This window comes from Ectothiorhodospira shaposhnikovii (assembly GCF_016584105.1).
GTDB lineage: Bacteria > Pseudomonadota > Gammaproteobacteria > Ectothiorhodospirales > Ectothiorhodospiraceae > Ectothiorhodospira > Ectothiorhodospira shaposhnikovii.
This window is the reverse complement of record NZ_NRSM01000010.1, coordinates 1-15,818: the sequence shown is the minus strand read 5'-3', so window position 1 is coordinate 15,818 and position 15,818 is coordinate 1. Positions and strand designations below refer to the sequence as shown.

Genomic DNA, 15,818 nt, shown 5'->3' with positions numbered 1-15,818 from the left:
GGGCAGTCTCAGCAACGTGGGGTCTCGTCCCGGCGCAGGGTGAGGATCTCGTGGCCGTCATCGGTTACGAGGAGGGTATGTTCCCACTGCGCGGACAGGCTGTGATCCTTGGTGACGACGGTCCAACCATCGGCCAGGAGTCGGGTATGTCGCTTGCCCACATTGACCATGGGCTCGATGGTGAAGGTCATGCCGGGCCTGAGTTCCACCCCTTCTCCCGGCCGTCCGAAGTGCAGGATCTGGGGGTCTTCGTGAAACTCGCGGCCGATGCCGTGACCGCAGTATTCCCGCACCACGCTGAAGCGCTCTCCTTCCACGTAGGTCTGGATGGCATGACCGATGTCACCCAGGCGGACGCCGGGGGCCACCATGCTGATGCCCCGCCAAAGGGCTTCATGGGCCACATCCACCACCCGCTGGGCCTGCACGGAGGGCTTGCCGACGATGAACATGCGACTGGTGTCCCCGTGATAGCCATCCCGGATCACGGTAATGTCGATGTTGAGGATGTCGCCGTCCTTGAGCCTGCGGTCACCGGGAATGCCGTGGCAGACCTGGTGATTGATGGATGTACAGATGGACCGGGGAAAGCCGCGGTAGTTCAGCGGGGCGGGGATGGCCTGCTGTACCCGGGTGATGTGGTCGTGGCAGAGCCGGTCCAGTTCACCGGTCGTGATGCCCGCCTGTACATGGGGGGCGATCATTTCCAGGACCTCGGCGGCACAGCGGCCGGCCAGGCGCATTTTTTCGATTTCTTCCGGGGTCTTGATGTTGACGGGCATGCTGGGGAGGGTCCGGGGGTAAAACGCTTCGGCTTCGCCGGTGGGATTGGCGGGCCGCGCTATGCGTTTGTTGTGAAAGACTGTTTATGGTATAAAGCGCCCGCGCTCCATGCAAACCAAACTGTGGGGGCGCTTTTTATCCAATCCGTGTTTCTGATTCCACACATGCGCCGACACGTTCAGCTGGGTGCCCTGTCACAGGGGTTGCTGTTCGGGGCGCATGGAGGCCCAACCCCGAGGAGATATTCTCATCATGCCTAACGTGACCATGCGTCAAATGCTCGAAGCCGGTGTCCATTTCGGCCATCAGACCCGTTACTGGAACCCCAAGATGGACCAGTACATCTTCGGGCATCGCAACAAGATCCACATCATCAACCTTGAAAAGACCGTCCCCCTTTTCAATGATGCCATGAACTATCTGGGCAAGATGGCCTCCAATGGCGGCAAGATCATGTTCGTGGGCACCAAGCGCTCCGCCCGCGACCTGGTGGCCGAACATGCCCAGCGCTGCAAGATGCCCTACGTCAACCACCGCTGGCTCGGCGGCATGCTCACCAACTTCAAGACCGTGCGCGAATCCATCCGTCGCCTCAAGGAACTGGAGGCCATGAAGGAAGACGGCACCCTGAACCGCCTGAGCAAGAAGGAAGCCCTGATGCGCACCCGCGAGATGGAAAAGCTTGAGCGCAGCCTGGGCGGCATCAAGGACATGCCCGGTCTGCCCGATGCCATGTTCGTGATCGACGTGGGCTATGAGCGCATCGCCATCAGCGAAGCCCGCAAGCTGGGCATCCCCGTGGTCGCCGTGGTGGACAGCAACAACTCCCCCGAAGGTGTCGACTACGTCATTCCCGGCAACGATGACGCCATGCGTGCCATTCAGCTCTATCTCTCCGCCGCGGCCGATGCCGTGTGTGATGGCCTCAACGTGGCCCGCACCACCGCCTCCAGCGAGTTCGTCGAGGTGGAAGAGGCCGCTGCTGCCCAGCCTGCCGCCGAAGCCGGCGACAAGTAACACGCTGCCGGGGCCGCGCCCATCCGCGGGAACGGCCCCGGCGACACAGAATTGAATCAGGAGTCACCCCATGCAGATTACCGCATCCATGGTTAAGGAACTGCGCGAACGTACCGGCGCGGGCATGATGGAATGCAAGAAGGCGCTGGTCGAAGCCGGCGGCGACATGGAAGCCGCCATCGAACAGATGCGCAAGTCCGGCGCCGCCAAGGCGGTGAAGAAGGCCGGTCGCGTGGCCGCCGAAGGTCAGGTGATGGTCGCCGCCAGCGAAGACGGTCGTCGTGCCGCCATCGTGGAAGTCAACTGCGAAACCGACTTCGTGGCCAAGGATGACAACTTCCAGGGCTTCGTCCGCCTGGTGGCCGACACCCTGGTGGCCCAGGCCCCCGCCGACGTGGAGGCCCTGATGGCCCTGTCCACCCCGGAAGGGACCCTGGAAGAAGTCCGTGCCGGCCTGGTGGCCAAGATCGGCGAGAACATCCAGGTGCGTCGTTTCGAAGTGATCAACAGCGAAGGCCGTCTGGGCCATTACCTGCACGGCACCCGTATCGGCGTGCTGGTGGAAATGAACGGTGGAAATGATGACCTGGTCCGTGACGTGGCCATGCACGTTGCCGCCAGCCGTCCGGTCTGCGTCGATGAGTCCCAGGTGCCCCAGGAACTGCTGGAGCAGGAAAAGAACATCTTCCGTGCCCAGGCCGAGGAAAGCGGCAAGCCGGCCGAAATCATCGAAAAGATGATCGGTGGCCGCATCAAGAAATACCTGGCGGAAATCACCCTGGTGGGTCAGCCTTTCGTCAAGGACCCCGACAACACTGTGAGCAAGCTGCTGCAGGATGCCGGCGCCAAGGTGAACCGCTTCGTGCGTTACGAAGTGGGTGAAGGGATCGAGAAGAAGGTGGAAAATTTCGCCGAAGAAGTGATGGCCCAGGCCAAGGGCGCTTGATATCTTCTGTATCCTGATGGCGGTGGCTCCGGATGGGGCCGCCGCCGTTTGCATGAGTGTGCCGGCTCGCCGGCGTCACCCGGTTTCAGGCTCGACACAATACAAACAAGGTTTCCCATGAGTGACGACAAGCGTCCCGCCTATAAGCGTATCCTTCTGAAGCTGAGTGGCGAGGCCCTGATGGGTGACCTGGATTTCGGCATCTGTCCGAATATCCTGGCCCGGGTTGCTCGCGAGGTGTCCGAACTCAGCCGCCTGGGCGTGGAAGTGGCCATCGTCATCGGCGGCGGCAACATCTTCCGCGGCGCCGGCATGGCCCAGGGTGGCATGGACCGGGTCACGGCCGATCACATGGGCATGCTGGCCACGGTCATGAATGCCCTGGCCATGCAGGATGCCCTGGAGCGGGAAGGCAAGTTCTGTCGCGTCATGTCCGCCCTCAAGATCAACCAGATCTGCGAGGACTACATCCGTCGTCGTGCCGTGCGTCATCTGGAAAAGGGGCGCATTGTGGTCTTTGCCGCAGGCACCGGGAACCCTTTCTTCACCACCGACACGGCGGCCAGCCTGCGGGCCATCGAGATGAACACCGATGTCATGATCAAGGCCACCAAGGTGGATGGTGTCTATGACTCGGACCCCATGACCAATCCCGATGCCCGCCGCTACGAGCGCCTCACCTACGAGGAAGTGCTTACCCGCCGCCTGGGTGTCATGGATGCCACGGCCATCGTGATGTGCCGGGACAATGACATGCCGTTGCGGGTCATCAACATATTCAAGGAAGGGGACCTGCTGCGCCTGATCATGGGCGAGAATGTGGGTACCCTGGTCGAGAGAGGTTGAACAGCATGATTGAAGCTATCAAGAAGGATGCCGCAACCCGCATGGGCAAAAGCATCGATTCCCTGCGCCAGGAAATGGCCAAGATCCGCACGGGTCGAGCCCACACCAGCCTGCTGGACCACGTGATGGTGGAGTATTACGGTAGTGAGGTACCCATCAATCAGGTGGCCAACGTGGGCGTGGAGGATTCCCGCACCCTGACCGTGACCCCCTGGGAGCGGCCCATGGTGGCCAAGGTGGAGAAGGCCATCATGAACTCGGATCTGGGTCTGAACCCCTCCACGGTGGGTGCCGTGATCCGTGTTCCCATGCCGGCCCTCACCGAGGAGCGTCGCAAGGATCTGGTGAAAGTGGTGCGCCACGAGGCGGAGAATGCCCGTGTGGCCATCCGCAACATCCGTCGTGACGCCAATAACGAACTCAAGAACCTGGTCAAGGACAAGTCCATCTCCGAGGATGAGGATCGCAAGGGCCAGGAAGAAGTGCAGAAGCTGACCGACCAGTACATCGCCGAAGTCGATCGGGTACTGGCGGAAAAGGAAAAGGAACTGATGGCCGTCTGAGCCGCGGGATGAACCACCGATAGTGACTCAAGCGCCCGCCAGTACACCGGGTATTCCGCGTCATGTGGCCGTCATCATGGATGGTAACGGTCGCTGGGCCCGTGCCCGCCACCTTCCCCGTACCGAAGGCCATCGCCAGGGCGTCAATGCCGTACGCATGGTGGTGCGCACCTGCGCCTCCCGGGGGGTCAAGGTGCTGACCCTGTTCGCCTTCAGCAGCGAGAACTGGCGTCGGCCGCGGCAGGAAGTCGGGACCCTGATGGAGCTGTTCGTGGGCTCGATCCGCCGCGAACTGCCGGAGCTGGAGGAAAAGGGCATCCGGCTGCGTTTCATCGGTGACCGCAGTGCCTTTTCCGCGCGGCTGCAGGAACGCATGGCGGAGGCGGAGCGCCGTACCCGGGACAATACCCTGATGGACCTGGTGGTGGCGGTGAGCTACGGCGGGCGCTGGGACATTACCCATGCCGCGGTCGTGGTGGCCGAAAAGGTCCGTGCCGGTGTGCTGACACCCGAGCAGATCACGCCGGAGATCCTGGATGCCCATCTCTCCACCGCCGGTCTGCCCGACCCCGACCTGTTCATTCGCACCGGCGGGGAAAAACGGGTGAGCAATTTCCTGCTGTGGCAGCTCGCCTATACGGAGCTGTTCTTTACCGACGTGCTCTGGCCGGATTTCAGCGAGGACGACCTGAACCAGGCCTTTGCCTGTTTTGCCGGCCGTCAGCGCCGTTTCGGATATATCGAAGAGCAACTGGCCGGAGGCAGTGGTGCTTAAACAGCGAGTCATAACCGGCCTTCTGCTGGCCGTGGTGGTGTTTTCGGCGGTGCTGGTGCTGCCGTCCTTCTGGTTCGGTCTTGCGGTACTGGCCGTGTGTCTGGGAGGTGCCTGGGAATGGGCCCGGCTTTGCGGGCTGGAATCCGTCCGGCAGCGGGGTCTGTATGTGGTCGGTGTCGCCACCCTGGCCGGGCTGGGTGCCCTTGCCGCCTTTACCCTGGAGCAGATCTGGCCCGTGGTGCTGGGTGTGGTGTGGTGGGGCGGGGTTCTCGTGGTGCTGGCCTTCTATGAGCCGGCTGTCCGGGAGGATCGGGAGCGGTTGCGACGCTATGGACTGGGCAGTGCCGGGGTGTTGACCCTGGTTCCCGCCTTCATCGCTCTGGTCTGGTTGCATCAGGTACAGCCGTCCCTGGTACTCTACCTCATCCTGCTGACGGCCACGGCGGACAGCGCAGCCTATTTTGCCGGACGCCGCTTCGGTCGCCGCAAGCTGGCGCCCCGCATCAGCCCCGGCAAGACCCGCGAGGGGCTGCTGGGTGCCCTGATCGCCATTGTTCCCTTCGGTCTGCTGGGTGCGTGGTATTTTGGCGTGGTCCCCGCCCTGTGGTTCTTCTTCGTCTGCCTGTGCCTGGTCACGGCCCTCATATCCGTGGCGGGTGATCTGTTTGAAAGCGTGCTCAAGCGGGAAGCCGGCGCCAAGGACAGTGGCGCCCTGCTGCCGGGCCACGGCGGCATCCTGGATCGCATCGACAGCCTCACCGCGGCAGCCCCCGTCTTCCTGACGGGCCTCCTGTGGGGCGTAATTATGGCAAGATAAGCCCTTGCCGGGGCCCGGCTTGCCGTTTCACCCCAAGGTCAGTTTACCGGGAGACTTCCAATGAGTGCTTCACCAAAGGGCGTCACCGTCCTTGGCGCCACAGGAACCATCGGCGTCAACACCCTGGACGTCATCGCTCGCCATCCGGACCGCTATCGCGCCGTGGCCCTCACCGCCAACGGCAATGTGGAACGCTTGCTGGAGCAGTGCAGGACCCATCGGCCCGACTATGCGGTGGTGGCCGATCCGGAACATGCCGGCGCGCTGCAGGCCGGCATCCGTGCCGCCGGCCTGTCCACCCGCGTCATGGCCGGCCCCGAGGCCCTGGCCGAGGTGGCTGCTCTGCCGGAAACCGATTACGTCATGGCCGCGATCGTCGGCGGGGCGGGGTTGCTGCCTTCCCTGGCCGCGGCCCGGGCGGGCAAGCGGGTGTTGCTGGCCAACAAGGAGGCGCTGGTGATGTCCGGACGCCTGTTCATGGATCAGGTGCGGGCCTCGGGCGCGGAGCTGTTGCCCATCGACAGTGAGCACAATGCCATTTTCCAGTGCATGCCGCCGGACTTTTCCCGTGGCTTGCCCGAGGTGGGGGTGGAAAAAATCCTTCTGACCGCATCCGGCGGCCCCTTCCGGCGTCTGCCCGCCCAGGATCTGGAGGCGGTGACGCCGGATCAGGCCTGCGCCCATCCCAATTGGGTCATGGGCCGCAAGATTTCGGTGGATTCCGCCTCCATGATGAACAAGGGCCTGGAACTGATCGAGGCCTGCTGGCTGTTCGATACCACGCCCGAGCGTGTCGAGGTGGTACTGCATCCCCAGAGTGTGATTCATTCCATGGTGGCCTACACTGATGGTTCGGTGCTGGCCCAGTTGGGCAACCCGGACATGCGCACCCCCATCGCCCACGCCATGGCCTGGCCGGAGCGTATCACCTCGGGCGTGGCACCGCTGGACATCATGGAGATTGCCCGCCTGGACTTCGAGCGCCCCGACATGGAGCGTTTCCCCTGCCTGCGCCTGGCCTACGAGGCCTTCAGCGCCGGCGGTACCGCCACTGCCATTCTCAATGCCGCCAACGAGGTGGCCGTGGATGCCTTTCTGTCGGCGCGCATCCGCTTCACCGATATCCCCCGCCTGATCTCCCATGCCCTGGAAACCCTGCCCCATCAGGAAGCCGACTCCCTGGAGCGGATCCTGGCGGCGGATCAGGAGGCCCGGGAAGTGACGGCTGCTGCGGTGCGTGAAGGCCGACTGCTTGAGCGATCACTGCATTCATGAGCATTCTGATCAGCATTCTTGCTTTCATCGTCGCCATCGGGTTGCTGGTGACGGTGCATGAGTTCGGCCATTACTGGGTGGCCCGGCGCTGCGGGGTGAAGGTGCAGCGTTTCTCCATCGGTTTCGGTCGTCCCCTGTGGACACGGGTGGCAGGCCGGGATCGCACCGAATATGTCATCGCCGCCATCCCCTTGGGTGGTTACGTGAAGATGCTCGATGAGCGCGAGGAGCCGGTGCCGGAGACAGAGCTTCATCGCGCCTTCAACCGCCAGACCGTGGGTCGGCGCATGGCCATCGTCGCCGCCGGCCCGGCGGCGAATTTCCTCTTTGCCATCCTTGCCTACAGTCTGATGTTCATGGTCGGAGTCAGTGGCATCAAGCCCGTGGTGGGCCATGTGGAACCCGGTTCCCTGGCGGCCGAGGGCGGTTTCGAGGCCCGGGACCTGATTCTGCGGGTGAACGATACCGAGACGGCCACCTGGGAACTTGCCGCACTGAATCTGCTCGAACAGGGGCTGGATGGACGCCGGGTGGATGTGCTGGTGCGTGATGCTCAGGGCAGGGAAGTGATTCGTTCACTGGACCTGAGCGATCGGCGCCGACTGCTGGATGAGGGCCCTCTGCTGGACAAGCTGGGCATCGTTGCCTGGCACGCCTGGTCGGAGCCGGTGCTGGGGGAGCTGATCCCTGAGGGCGCCGCGGCCCGCGCCGGACTGCGATCCGGAGACCGGATCCTGCAGGCGGACGGTATCCGCATCGACAGCTGGCAGTCTTGGGTGGGTCATGTCCAGGCCCGCCCCGAGCAGTCGATGGATCTGTGGATCGAACGTGAGGGGCGGCAGGAATTTCTGGTGATCCGGACCGACAGCCGCGAGGTCAACGGCGAGCGGGTGGGTCTGATTGGTGCTTATCCTCACGTGGACGAGCTCACTGCAGAGGCCATGCGGGCCCATGTCCGTCATGGGCCCTGGACTGCATTCGTCCAGGGCGTGGAACGGACCTGGGACATGAGCATCATGACCCTGCGGGTGATGTGGCGCCTGCTGACCGGCGAGGCGGCGGTCAGCAACATTGCGGGCCCCATCAGCATTGCCGAATATGCGGGCGTGACGGCTGTGATCGGATTCTCCGCATTTCTGGGTTTTCTTGCCATCGTCAGCATCAGTCTGGGGATCATCAATCTGTTGCCGATCCCCATTCTCGACGGTGGTCATCTGCTGTATTACTGCGTGGAGCTCATCAAGGGCAGTCCAGTGTCACCGACGGTGGAGGCCATCGGCCAGCGGGTCGGAATCATGCTGATTGGTCTTTTGATGACGCTTGCCTTTTACAATGATTTCATGCGAATCCTGGGTTGATACCGAATGTCCCATGACTCACGACGTCTGCTTGCCGGATTGGCCCTTGCCGCCATGCTGGGTTGGTCAACATCGGCGCTGGCCGATAACGGCTTTGTGATCCAGGACATCGAGGTGGAGGGTCTGCAGCGCATTGCTGCCGGCACGGTGTTTACCTATCTTCCAGTAGCCGTGGGGGACGCCTTTGATGACGGCCAGGCACCGGAGATCATCCGGGCCCTGTTCCGTACCGGTTTTTTTTCCGACATCTCCCTGCGCCGTCGTGACGATGTGCTGGTGGTGGTGGTGGAGGAACGGCCCGCCATCAACGAGATCCGCATCAGTGGCAATCGGGACATCAAGACCGATCAGCTCATGGATGCCCTCCGGCAGGTGGGCATGGCCCGGGGGCGTGTCTTCAATCGCACCGTGCTGGAGCGCATGGAGAATGAACTGCTGCAGCAGTATTTCGCCCGCGGCAAGTACAACGTGCAGGTGGATGTGGAGGTGGAGCCGCTACCCCGCAACCGGGTGGACGTGGTCATCGAGATCGCCGAGGGGCAGGTGGCAAGGATCCAGCAGGTTCGGGTGGTGGGTAACGAGGCCTATTCCGAGCCGGATCTGATCCGCCGTTTCGACTCCGGCATACCCCGCTGGTACGCCCTGTTCAGCCGCCGCGATCATTATTCCAAGCAACGTTTGGCGGGGGACCTGGAAAAACTGCGTACCCGTTACCTGGATTCCGGCTTCATCAATTTCAATGTGGATTCCACCCAGGTCACCCTGACGCCGGATCGCAAGGATATTTACGTGACCATCAATATCGATGAAGGAGAGCAGTACCGGGTCAGCGAGGTGAGCCTGGCGGGCAACCTCATCGTGGATGAACAGGAACTCCGGGATCTGCTGGCCATCAGTCCGGGTGACATATTTTCCCGCAGCCGGATCACCGAGACTTCCAACCGGATTACCCGGCGTCTGGGGGACGAAGGATATGCCTTCGCCAACGTCAATCCCATTCCCCAGCTGGATGAAACCGATCAGACGGTTTCGCTGACCTTCTTCGTCGATCCCGGTCAGCGGGTCTATGTGCGCCGGATCAACTTCACCGGCAACTCCCGTACCCGGGATGAGGTCTTCCGACGCGAGATGCGTCAGATGGAAGGAGGGTGGTACTCCGCGTCCAATGTGGATCGTTCCCGTGTCCGGCTGCAACGCCTGTCCTATGTGGAGGACGTGAATGTCGAGACACGCCGGGTAGCCGGAACCGATGATCAGGTGGACCTGGACATCACAGTATCGGAACGCATGTCCGGCAGCTTCATGATCGGTGCCGGCTATTCCCAGAGCCAGGGCGTGCTGTTCAATACCAGCCTGTCCCAGGAAAACTTCTTCGGCACCGGCAACCGGGTCTCCCTGGCATTGAACAACAGCCGGGTGAGCACCCTCTATAGCCTGTCCTTCACCAATCCCTACCATACCCTGGATGGCGTCAGTCGCGGGTTCAACATCTTCTACCGGGAAACCGACGCGTATCGGGCGGACATATCCCGTTACTCTTCCAATCGGCTGGGCGCCAACGTCACCTATGGTATACCACTGACCGAATACAACACGTTCCGCATCACGCCAGGGTATGAGCGGGTGGAGATCCTCACTTCCGACAACACCCCGGACGAGATCTTCCAGTATCTTGAGGATAATGGCGAACGCTATGACCTCTATACCCTGAACACCAGTTTTATCCATGACACCCGCAATCGGACGGTGTTTGCGGAGAAGGGCAATTTGCAGCGGATCAGCCTGGAGGCTTCATTGCCGGGCAGCGATCTTGAATATTACAAGGTCGATTACCGCAACCAGCTTTTCGTCCCCGTACGGCCGGGGCTGACCTTCGCCCTGTCGGGAGAGGTGGCCTATGGTGATGCCTACGGTGATTCCAGTGATCTGCCGTTCTTCGAGAAATTCTTCGCCGGTGGTACCCGCTCGGTGCGTGGTTACCGGGATCTGAGCCTGGGTCCCCGGGACAGCCGCGACGATCCGTTTGGCGGTAATTTCCGGGTACTGGGCAGTGCCGAACTGATCTTCCCGCCGCCGTTCATGGATGAAGCGCCCAATGTGCGCATGAGCCTGTTCCTGGATGCCGGCCAGGTGTTTGCCAGCTATGATGATTTCGAAACCGGAGAGATCCGGGCTTCCATCGGTGCCGGCATGACCTGGCTGTCCCCCGTTGGTGCGTTGACATTCAGTCTGGCGCAGGCGTTAAATGACAAGCCCGAAGATCGCCTGCAATCTTTTCAGTTCAGCATCGGTGCATCCTTCTGATGGCATCCCGCGGGACCACGGTGTAGTCGTTCCGCGAGGTTGATATGCCTCCTGTCCGAACATGTATTGGAGAAACAGTTTGAACCGCAACATCCTGAGAATCACGACCAGCCTGCTGCTGGTGTGTCTGTTGGCGATCTCTGGTACTGCCGCGGCCAATGCCAAGGTGGCCTTCGTGAACATCAATCGTGTCATGGAGCAGTCTCCCCAGGCGGAGGCATCCCTGCGAGCCCTGGAAGAGGAATTCTCCCCCCGGGATGCGCGGCTGGTGGCGGAACGGGATGCCCTGCGCAGCATGCAGGAACGTCTGCAGCGGGATGCAGATGTGATGGGAGCGGATCGCCGCGCCGAGCTTGAGCGCGAATTCCGTACCCGTTCCCGGGACTTCACCCGCGACCAGGACATGTTTCAGGAAGACCTGAACGTACGGCGCAATGATGAACTGGCCAAGCTCCAGCGATTGGTGCACAACGTGATCATGGAGATTGCCCGTGCCGAAAACGTGGACCTGGTGGTCACCGAGCGCACGGTCATGTTCGCCAGCGATCGCATCGACATCACCGGCAAGGTACTTGAGGAGCTGCGTCGCCAGCACCAGAGAAGTCGGCGCTGATCCGGGCACGGGTGATGGGGGTTTCACTCAAGACGCTGGCGCAAGCCATCGGGGCCGAGATTCATGCGGCCGGCATCGACGCCGGGGCTTTGGTCCTTGAAGGGGTGGCTACCCTGGGCCAGGCCACGCCCCGGCAACTGGGCTTCATGAACAATGAGCGCTTCCTCCCGGATCTGCGCCAGACCCGGGCGGGCGCGGTTATTCTGAAGGCCGGCCATCAGAGCCAGTGTCCGGTACCCGCCCTGGTCTGCGCCAATCCTCATCTGGCTTTTGCGCGAGCGGCGACCCTGCTCCATCCGCCTCCCCTTCCAGAGCCCGGAATCCACGCATCCGCCGTGGTCAGCGATCAGGCCCGGATACACCCTACGGCATGTGTCGGGCCACAGTGTGTTGTGGAGGCGGGGGCGCGGCTGGATGCCCATGTGATTCTGGGGCCGGGTTGCATCATTGGCGAGGATGCCCTCATCGGAGAGGGTACCCGTCTCTTTGCCCGGGTCACGGTGGGGGCGCGGGTCCGGATCGGTCGCTTTGGGCTGTTGCACCCTGGGGCCGTGGTGGGGTCGGAAGGTTTCGGATTTGCCAGGGACGGGGAGTCCTGGGTGAGGGTGCCGCAGTTGGGTTCGGTGATCATCGGCGACGATGTGGAGGTGGGGGCCAACACCACCATTGATCGCGGGGCGCTGGAAGACACCGTGATCGAAGATGGCGTGAAGCTGGATAACCTGATTCAGGTGGCCCACAACGTCCATATCGGCGCCCACACCGCCATTGCAGGGTGCGTGGGTATTGCCGGTAGTGCCAGGATCGGCAGAGGCTGCTCCATCGGGGGAGGGGTTGGTATCGCGGGGCATCTCCAGATTGCCGATGGTGTAACCGTGACCGGCATGACCCTGGTCAGTCGCTCCATCCCGGAGCCCGGTGTGTATTCCTCCGGCGTACCATTTTCACCGGCGCGGGAATGGAATCGCAGCCTGGCGCATTTGCGACGGCTCGACAGTCTGTCGCGGCGGGTCAGGTCCCTGGAGGATAAGGCCCCACGCCAGGGTGCCGGAGATGGCTCCGACAACGAATAATTGGTGGTTCGCGGGCAGTGTGCAGGCGTTATCTGCAGGGTGATCGTGAACGAATGATCATATGAAGGATGTTCCGGGCAAGTCCCTCCCGCGCGAGCGGGAACCCGGTCACGGGCTGACAGTGCTGGATTCCCGCCTCCGCGGGAGTGACGTCAGGGGGGCTTGTTCGGGAGTTCCTGAAACAACATAAGGAATGACAACTTGGATTCCATGAGCATACATGAGGTGCTGCGTTACCTGCCGCACCGTTTTCCTTTTCTGATGGTGGATCGGGTGACCGAGGTGAAACCGGGTGAATATCTGGAGGCCATCAAGAATGTCTCCATCAATGAGCCCTATTTCCCGGGGCACTTTCCCATTCGTCCGGTCATGCCCGGTGTACTGATCCTGGAGGCACTGGCCCAGGCCACCGGTCTGCTGGCCTTCAAGACCCAGGAACATCGGGGCGAGACCGACAAACAGCAGCTCTATCTCTTCGTGGGGATTGACGAGGCCCGTTTCCGTCGCCAGGTGGAGCCGGGCGATCAGCTTCACCTGCGGGTGGAACTGCTGCGGGTGGTTCGGGGTATCTGGCGCTTCAATGCCGAGGCCCGGGTGAATGGCGAGGTGGTGGCCACTGCAACGCTCATGTGTGCCGGTAAGGATCTGGAGTCATGATCGATGCCCGTGCCGTCGTGGACCCAGGGGCGCGCATCGAGGAGGGAGTGCAGATCGGGGCCTTTTCCGTTATTGGCCCCGGGGTGAGTATCGGCAGGGGGAGCTGGATCGGTCCCCATGTGGTGATCACCGGGGATACCCGCATCGGTGAGGACTGCAAGATCTATCAGTTCGCCTCCCTGGGGGAAGCCCCTCAGGATCTGGGGTACCGGGATGAGGCCACTGCCCTGGAAATCGGTGATCGCACCGTGATCCGGGAGTACGTCACCATCAGCCGCGGCACCCCCAAGGGCGGCGGTGTGACCCGGGTGGGTTCCGATAATCTCATCATGGCCTATGTTCATATCGCCCATGACTGCCATGTGGGCGACCATGTCGTCTTTTCCAATGCGGCCTCCCTGGCCGGGCATTGTGAGGTGGGTGACAGGGCGGTGCTTGGGGGATTCACCCTGGTCCATCAGTTCTGCCGGGTGGGACATCATGCCTTCACCAGCATGGGCTCAGCCCTGAACCGGGATCTGCCACCCTACTGCATGGCTTCCGGCAATTATGCCCGTGCCGTCGGCATCAACAAGGTCGGGCTCAGACGCCGCGGTTTTTCCGGCGAGACCATCCGTGCGCTGCATCAGGCCTTCCGGCATCTGGTGGATGGGCGTGACCGGCAGCAGGGCCTGGAGGCCGTGGCACCGCTGGCTCAGGTCCATCCGGAAGTGGCGGATTTCGTGGCATTTGTGCGGGCAAGCCCCCGGGGCATCCTGCGCACCGACCGGCGCCGCTCCACGGACTGATCAGCACCGCTTTCGCGGGAAGGCCGACACATTCAGAACCGGGAGTCTTCGGACCCGGACTCCCGTTTCAATTTTACGTCCACGATCCGCACCTGCCTGATCGCTTCGATCTCATGGTCGGCGAACAGCTGTTCCGCCAGCCTGCGCATGTCACCCAGGCTGACCTTGGACAGGGCGATGTCCAGTTCCACGGTCACTTCCACTTTCATCGGCACACACCTCAGAATGAGCTGGTGACCACCCGTCCGGACGGATCCAGCATGTCCCTCAAGGATTCCGGATCCGCGATTCCGGGCAGTTTCAGGCTCTGTCCGCCATGGCAGATGATGCCCACCTTGCCGTAGCCGAGCAGACGACCCAGCCAGCTTCGGTAAATCCCCGCCGCCTTGATCTCGCCCAGTTCCATGACCCGGGTCCGGCGCAGCACCGTACCTGTCACGGTGATCATGCGTCGATCGGTGATGGAGACTTCCGTGTTGAGGAAGATGGCCAGTGCCCGGGCCATCATGCCTGGCAGCACCGCCAGGTAAATGATGGCGGCAATGACCTCGCCCCCCAGCCCGAAGGGGCCCAGCACCAGCAGCAGGCACAGGGTCACGAGCTGGATGGGAGGCAGGAATATGGCCCAGTGGGTATCGGCCTGAAAGACCAGGTGTTCGTCTTCGGCCAGCACGGTCTGGGTCACGTCGGAACGTCCCAGGGAAAAGGACAGGATGGCCATGATGATGGCCGGTGGCAGCAGCAGGGTGCCGGCCACCAGCAGGGTGGTCCCGAGCGGGGTGCCGAAGAAGTTCACCCCGGCGAACAGGTTGATTCCGGCCGCCACCAGCACCCCCGCCGCGGTGAAATTCAGGCGGCGTTTCCAGCGTCTTTCGTTGCGCATGCGTTCGCAGCGATGTCGCGGCCACCAGCGCACCAGCAGGTTGATGAGCGTGATGGGGAACAGGATGATGAACAGGGTCAGGGAGATCAGCGCCCCTTGTCCCAGCAGGACCATGGACCCCATGAGACTGGCCAGGGAACTCAGGGCCAGGGTGATGGGAATCCAGCGGGGAGATCGGGTGGTGTCCTTCGTTGTCGTACTCAAGGTGAGGCTCCAGTTAGGCACGATGGGACCCCGGGCCGGGTCGAGCCTTCATTTTGCCTCATATCCGGTCCCGATGCCCATGCCCGGGATCAGGGGGTGGACGGATCCTGCTTGCGTCCCTTGAGCTCCCGTACCCGTTCCACGCCCTTGCGGCGCTGGGCGTAGATCACCTGCAGTTTCTGCACAATCTCCCCGTGCTCATCGCCGGGCGGGGTCTGTTCCAGCCTGGCATTCAGATCCCGTTCCTTGGCCTTGAGTTTCTTCAACACCTTGCGGATGGATTTGAGCTCTTTTTGCTGGGCGGTCTGATCCGCGCTGAGAAAACCGGCCAGCCTAGCCAGCAGTTTTTTCGTTTTCATCAGTGTGCGTCCGAGTCCTGGGATTGGTGTTGCCCCCGGCCATCCGCGCAATATCCTGTTCATTCAGTGCCAGCTGACCTTCGGCGGACTGTTCCGCCCGCGTGGGTGGGAGCAGCAGTGCATGGCTGGCCTCGATCAGGTTCGAGCAGATCTCGAAGGCATAGTTCTCGTCGTTCATCATCGACGTGGCGATGGAGGAGGACAGGCGTCTGCCACGGATCAGCTCATTGAGGTCCGCCGTGAAGCTGCGGCCGGATTTCTGCACCGACAGCTTAATGGCATCCAGTGACAGTCTGGTGACAGTCTCCGGGTCCTGGGTCCGGAGCTGGCGGATTTCCCGCAGTACCCTGGCAATCTGCAGGCGGATCACGTCATAGCGCTCCCGGATCAGCGGATTGGCGGAGAGACCGTGGCGGGAGAGGTTCTTCTGCAGATGGGGTAACCGGAATATCTGGTTGATCTCTACCTTGGCGTTCATTCACAAATTTCACTTTCTCAACGGAAAAGCTGGTTGTTTTGTTGCCTCCTAACCATATATCACATAATATCCACCTGTG

Annotated in this window: 18 protein-coding genes; 13 read left to right on the top strand and 5 right to left on the bottom strand. The window is 62.1% G+C overall.

What is annotated here, in order from left to right:
- Nucleotides 1-8: 8 nt before the first annotated feature.
- On the bottom strand, nucleotides 9-782 hold the full coding sequence (map, locus tag CKO35_RS07275; protein ID WP_200174143.1) for a type I methionyl aminopeptidase: 774 nt from the start codon (nucleotides 780-782) through the stop codon (nucleotides 9-11).
- Between the two features lie 253 nt (nucleotides 783-1,035).
- Here map and rpsB point away from each other — a divergent pair, with 253 nt between their 5' ends.
- The 13 genes from rpsB (at nucleotide 1,036) to lpxA (ending at nucleotide 13,815) form a co-directional block, all read left to right on the top strand.
- Nucleotides 1,036-1,800, top strand: a complete 765-nt coding sequence (rpsB, locus tag CKO35_RS07270; protein ID WP_200174141.1) for a 30S ribosomal protein S2 — start codon at nucleotides 1,036-1,038, stop codon at nucleotides 1,798-1,800.
- A gap of 70 nt (nucleotides 1,801-1,870) precedes the next feature.
- Nucleotides 1,871-2,746 carry a translation elongation factor Ts gene (tsf, locus tag CKO35_RS07265; RefSeq protein ID WP_200174139.1) on the top strand — a complete coding sequence of 292 codons (876 nt, stop codon included), beginning with the start codon at nucleotides 1,871-1,873 and terminating at the stop codon, nucleotides 2,744-2,746.
- Nucleotides 2,747-2,863: 117 nt separating this feature from the next.
- Nucleotides 2,864-3,592: a UMP kinase gene (pyrH, locus tag CKO35_RS07260; RefSeq protein WP_200174137.1), complete on the top strand. Its 729-nt coding sequence runs from the start codon at nucleotides 2,864-2,866 to the stop codon at nucleotides 3,590-3,592.
- Nucleotides 3,593-3,597: 5 nt separating this feature from the next.
- Nucleotides 3,598-4,155, top strand: a complete 558-nt coding sequence (gene frr, locus CKO35_RS07255; protein WP_200174135.1) for a ribosome recycling factor — start codon at nucleotides 3,598-3,600, stop codon at nucleotides 4,153-4,155.
- A 22-nt stretch (nucleotides 4,156-4,177) separates the two neighbouring features.
- Complete coding sequence (gene uppS, locus CKO35_RS07250; RefSeq protein ID WP_200174133.1) at nucleotides 4,178-4,930, top strand: polyprenyl diphosphate synthase; 753 nt, start codon at nucleotides 4,178-4,180, stop codon at nucleotides 4,928-4,930.
- Nucleotides 4,923-5,747: a phosphatidate cytidylyltransferase gene (locus tag CKO35_RS07245; RefSeq protein ID WP_200174131.1), complete on the top strand. Its 825-nt coding sequence runs from the start codon at nucleotides 4,923-4,925 to the stop codon at nucleotides 5,745-5,747. Before uppS ends, CKO35_RS07245 begins: the two co-directional genes overlap by 8 nt.
- Before the next feature lie 60 nt (nucleotides 5,748-5,807).
- The gene (gene ispC / locus CKO35_RS07240; protein WP_200174129.1) at nucleotides 5,808-7,022 is read left to right on the top strand and encodes a 1-deoxy-D-xylulose-5-phosphate reductoisomerase; all 1,215 of its coding nucleotides are present in this window, start codon (nucleotides 5,808-5,810) and stop codon (nucleotides 7,020-7,022) included.
- Nucleotides 7,019-8,380 carry an RIP metalloprotease RseP gene (rseP, locus tag CKO35_RS07235; RefSeq protein WP_200174127.1) on the top strand — a complete coding sequence of 454 codons (1,362 nt, stop codon included), beginning with the start codon at nucleotides 7,019-7,021 and terminating at the stop codon, nucleotides 8,378-8,380. Before ispC ends, rseP begins: the two co-directional genes overlap by 4 nt.
- A 6-nt stretch (nucleotides 8,381-8,386) precedes the next feature.
- The gene (gene bamA, locus CKO35_RS07230) at nucleotides 8,387-10,684 is read left to right on the top strand and encodes an outer membrane protein assembly factor BamA (RefSeq protein WP_242467080.1); all 2,298 of its coding nucleotides are present in this window, start codon (nucleotides 8,387-8,389) and stop codon (nucleotides 10,682-10,684) included.
- A gap of 79 nt (nucleotides 10,685-10,763) precedes the next feature.
- Nucleotides 10,764-11,297: an OmpH/Skp family outer membrane protein gene (locus CKO35_RS07225; protein ID WP_242467079.1), complete on the top strand. Its 534-nt coding sequence runs from the start codon at nucleotides 10,764-10,766 to the stop codon at nucleotides 11,295-11,297.
- Between the two features lie 14 nt (nucleotides 11,298-11,311).
- Nucleotides 11,312-12,370 (top strand): UDP-3-O-(3-hydroxymyristoyl)glucosamine N-acyltransferase, encoded by a 1,059-nt coding sequence (gene lpxD, locus CKO35_RS07220; protein ID WP_200174124.1) that lies wholly within the window; start codon nucleotides 11,312-11,314, stop codon nucleotides 12,368-12,370.
- Between the two features lie 210 nt (nucleotides 12,371-12,580).
- Entirely contained in the window at nucleotides 12,581-13,027 is a 447-nt protein-coding gene (fabZ, locus tag CKO35_RS07215; RefSeq protein ID WP_420870744.1) for a 3-hydroxyacyl-ACP dehydratase FabZ, read from the top strand.
- Nucleotides 13,024-13,815, top strand: a complete 792-nt coding sequence (lpxA, locus tag CKO35_RS07210) for an acyl-ACP--UDP-N-acetylglucosamine O-acyltransferase (protein WP_200174115.1) — start codon at nucleotides 13,024-13,026, stop codon at nucleotides 13,813-13,815. Before fabZ ends, lpxA begins: the two co-directional genes overlap by 4 nt.
- Nucleotides 13,816-13,847: 32 nt before the next feature.
- Here the strand turns inward: lpxA and CKO35_RS07205 are convergent, their stop codons facing one another.
- The 4 genes from CKO35_RS07205 to CKO35_RS07190 form a co-directional block, all read right to left on the bottom strand.
- Nucleotides 13,848-14,024, bottom strand: a complete 177-nt coding sequence (locus CKO35_RS07205; RefSeq protein ID WP_200174113.1) for a hypothetical protein — start codon at nucleotides 14,022-14,024, stop codon at nucleotides 13,848-13,850.
- An 11-nt stretch (nucleotides 14,025-14,035) separates the two neighbouring features.
- Nucleotides 14,036-14,902, bottom strand: coding sequence for a PH domain-containing protein (locus CKO35_RS07200; RefSeq protein WP_200174111.1), 867 nt, complete (start codon nucleotides 14,900-14,902; stop codon nucleotides 14,036-14,038).
- Nucleotides 14,903-14,991: 89 nt separating this feature from the next.
- A complete protein-coding gene (locus CKO35_RS07195) occupies nucleotides 14,992-15,261 on the bottom strand; it encodes a hypothetical protein (protein WP_200174103.1) in 270 nt (89 codons plus the stop codon).
- The gene (locus CKO35_RS07190; protein ID WP_200174100.1) at nucleotides 15,236-15,739 is read right to left on the bottom strand and encodes a hypothetical protein; all 504 of its coding nucleotides are present in this window, start codon (nucleotides 15,737-15,739) and stop codon (nucleotides 15,236-15,238) included. Before CKO35_RS07190 ends, CKO35_RS07195 begins: the two co-directional genes overlap by 26 nt.
- Between the last annotated feature and the right edge of the window lie 79 nt (nucleotides 15,740-15,818).

Bases quoted from the DNA above. Each gene is read 5' to 3' on its own strand.
- map (WP_200174143.1), bottom strand. From the start codon at position 782: ATGCCCGTCAACATCAAGACCCCGGAAGAAATCGAAAAAATGCGCCTG.
- rpsB (WP_200174141.1), top strand. From the start codon at position 1,036: ATGCCTAACGTGACCATGCGTCAAATGCTCGAAGCCGGTGTCCATTTC.
- tsf (WP_200174139.1), top strand. From the start codon at position 1,871: ATGCAGATTACCGCATCCATGGTTAAGGAACTGCGCGAACGTACCGGC.
- pyrH (WP_200174137.1), top strand. From the start codon at position 2,864: ATGAGTGACGACAAGCGTCCCGCCTATAAGCGTATCCTTCTGAAGCTG.
- frr (WP_200174135.1), top strand. From the start codon at position 3,598: ATGATTGAAGCTATCAAGAAGGATGCCGCAACCCGCATGGGCAAAAGC.
- ispC (WP_200174129.1), top strand. From the start codon at position 5,808: ATGAGTGCTTCACCAAAGGGCGTCACCGTCCTTGGCGCCACAGGAACC.
- rseP (WP_200174127.1), top strand. From the start codon at position 7,019: ATGAGCATTCTGATCAGCATTCTTGCTTTCATCGTCGCCATCGGGTTG.
- bamA (WP_242467080.1), top strand. From the start codon at position 8,387: ATGTCCCATGACTCACGACGTCTGCTTGCCGGATTGGCCCTTGCCGCC.
- lpxD (WP_200174124.1), top strand. From the start codon at position 11,312: ATGGGGGTTTCACTCAAGACGCTGGCGCAAGCCATCGGGGCCGAGATT.
- fabZ (WP_420870744.1), top strand. From the start codon at position 12,581: ATGAGCATACATGAGGTGCTGCGTTACCTGCCGCACCGTTTTCCTTTT.
- lpxA (WP_200174115.1), top strand. From the start codon at position 13,024: ATGATCGATGCCCGTGCCGTCGTGGACCCAGGGGCGCGCATCGAGGAG.
- CKO35_RS07205 (WP_200174113.1), bottom strand. From the start codon at position 14,024: ATGAAAGTGGAAGTGACCGTGGAACTGGACATCGCCCTGTCCAAGGTC.
- CKO35_RS07195 (WP_200174103.1), bottom strand. From the start codon at position 15,261: ATGAAAACGAAAAAACTGCTGGCTAGGCTGGCCGGTTTTCTCAGCGCG.
- CKO35_RS07190 (WP_200174100.1), bottom strand. From the start codon at position 15,739: ATGAACGCCAAGGTAGAGATCAACCAGATATTCCGGTTACCCCATCTG.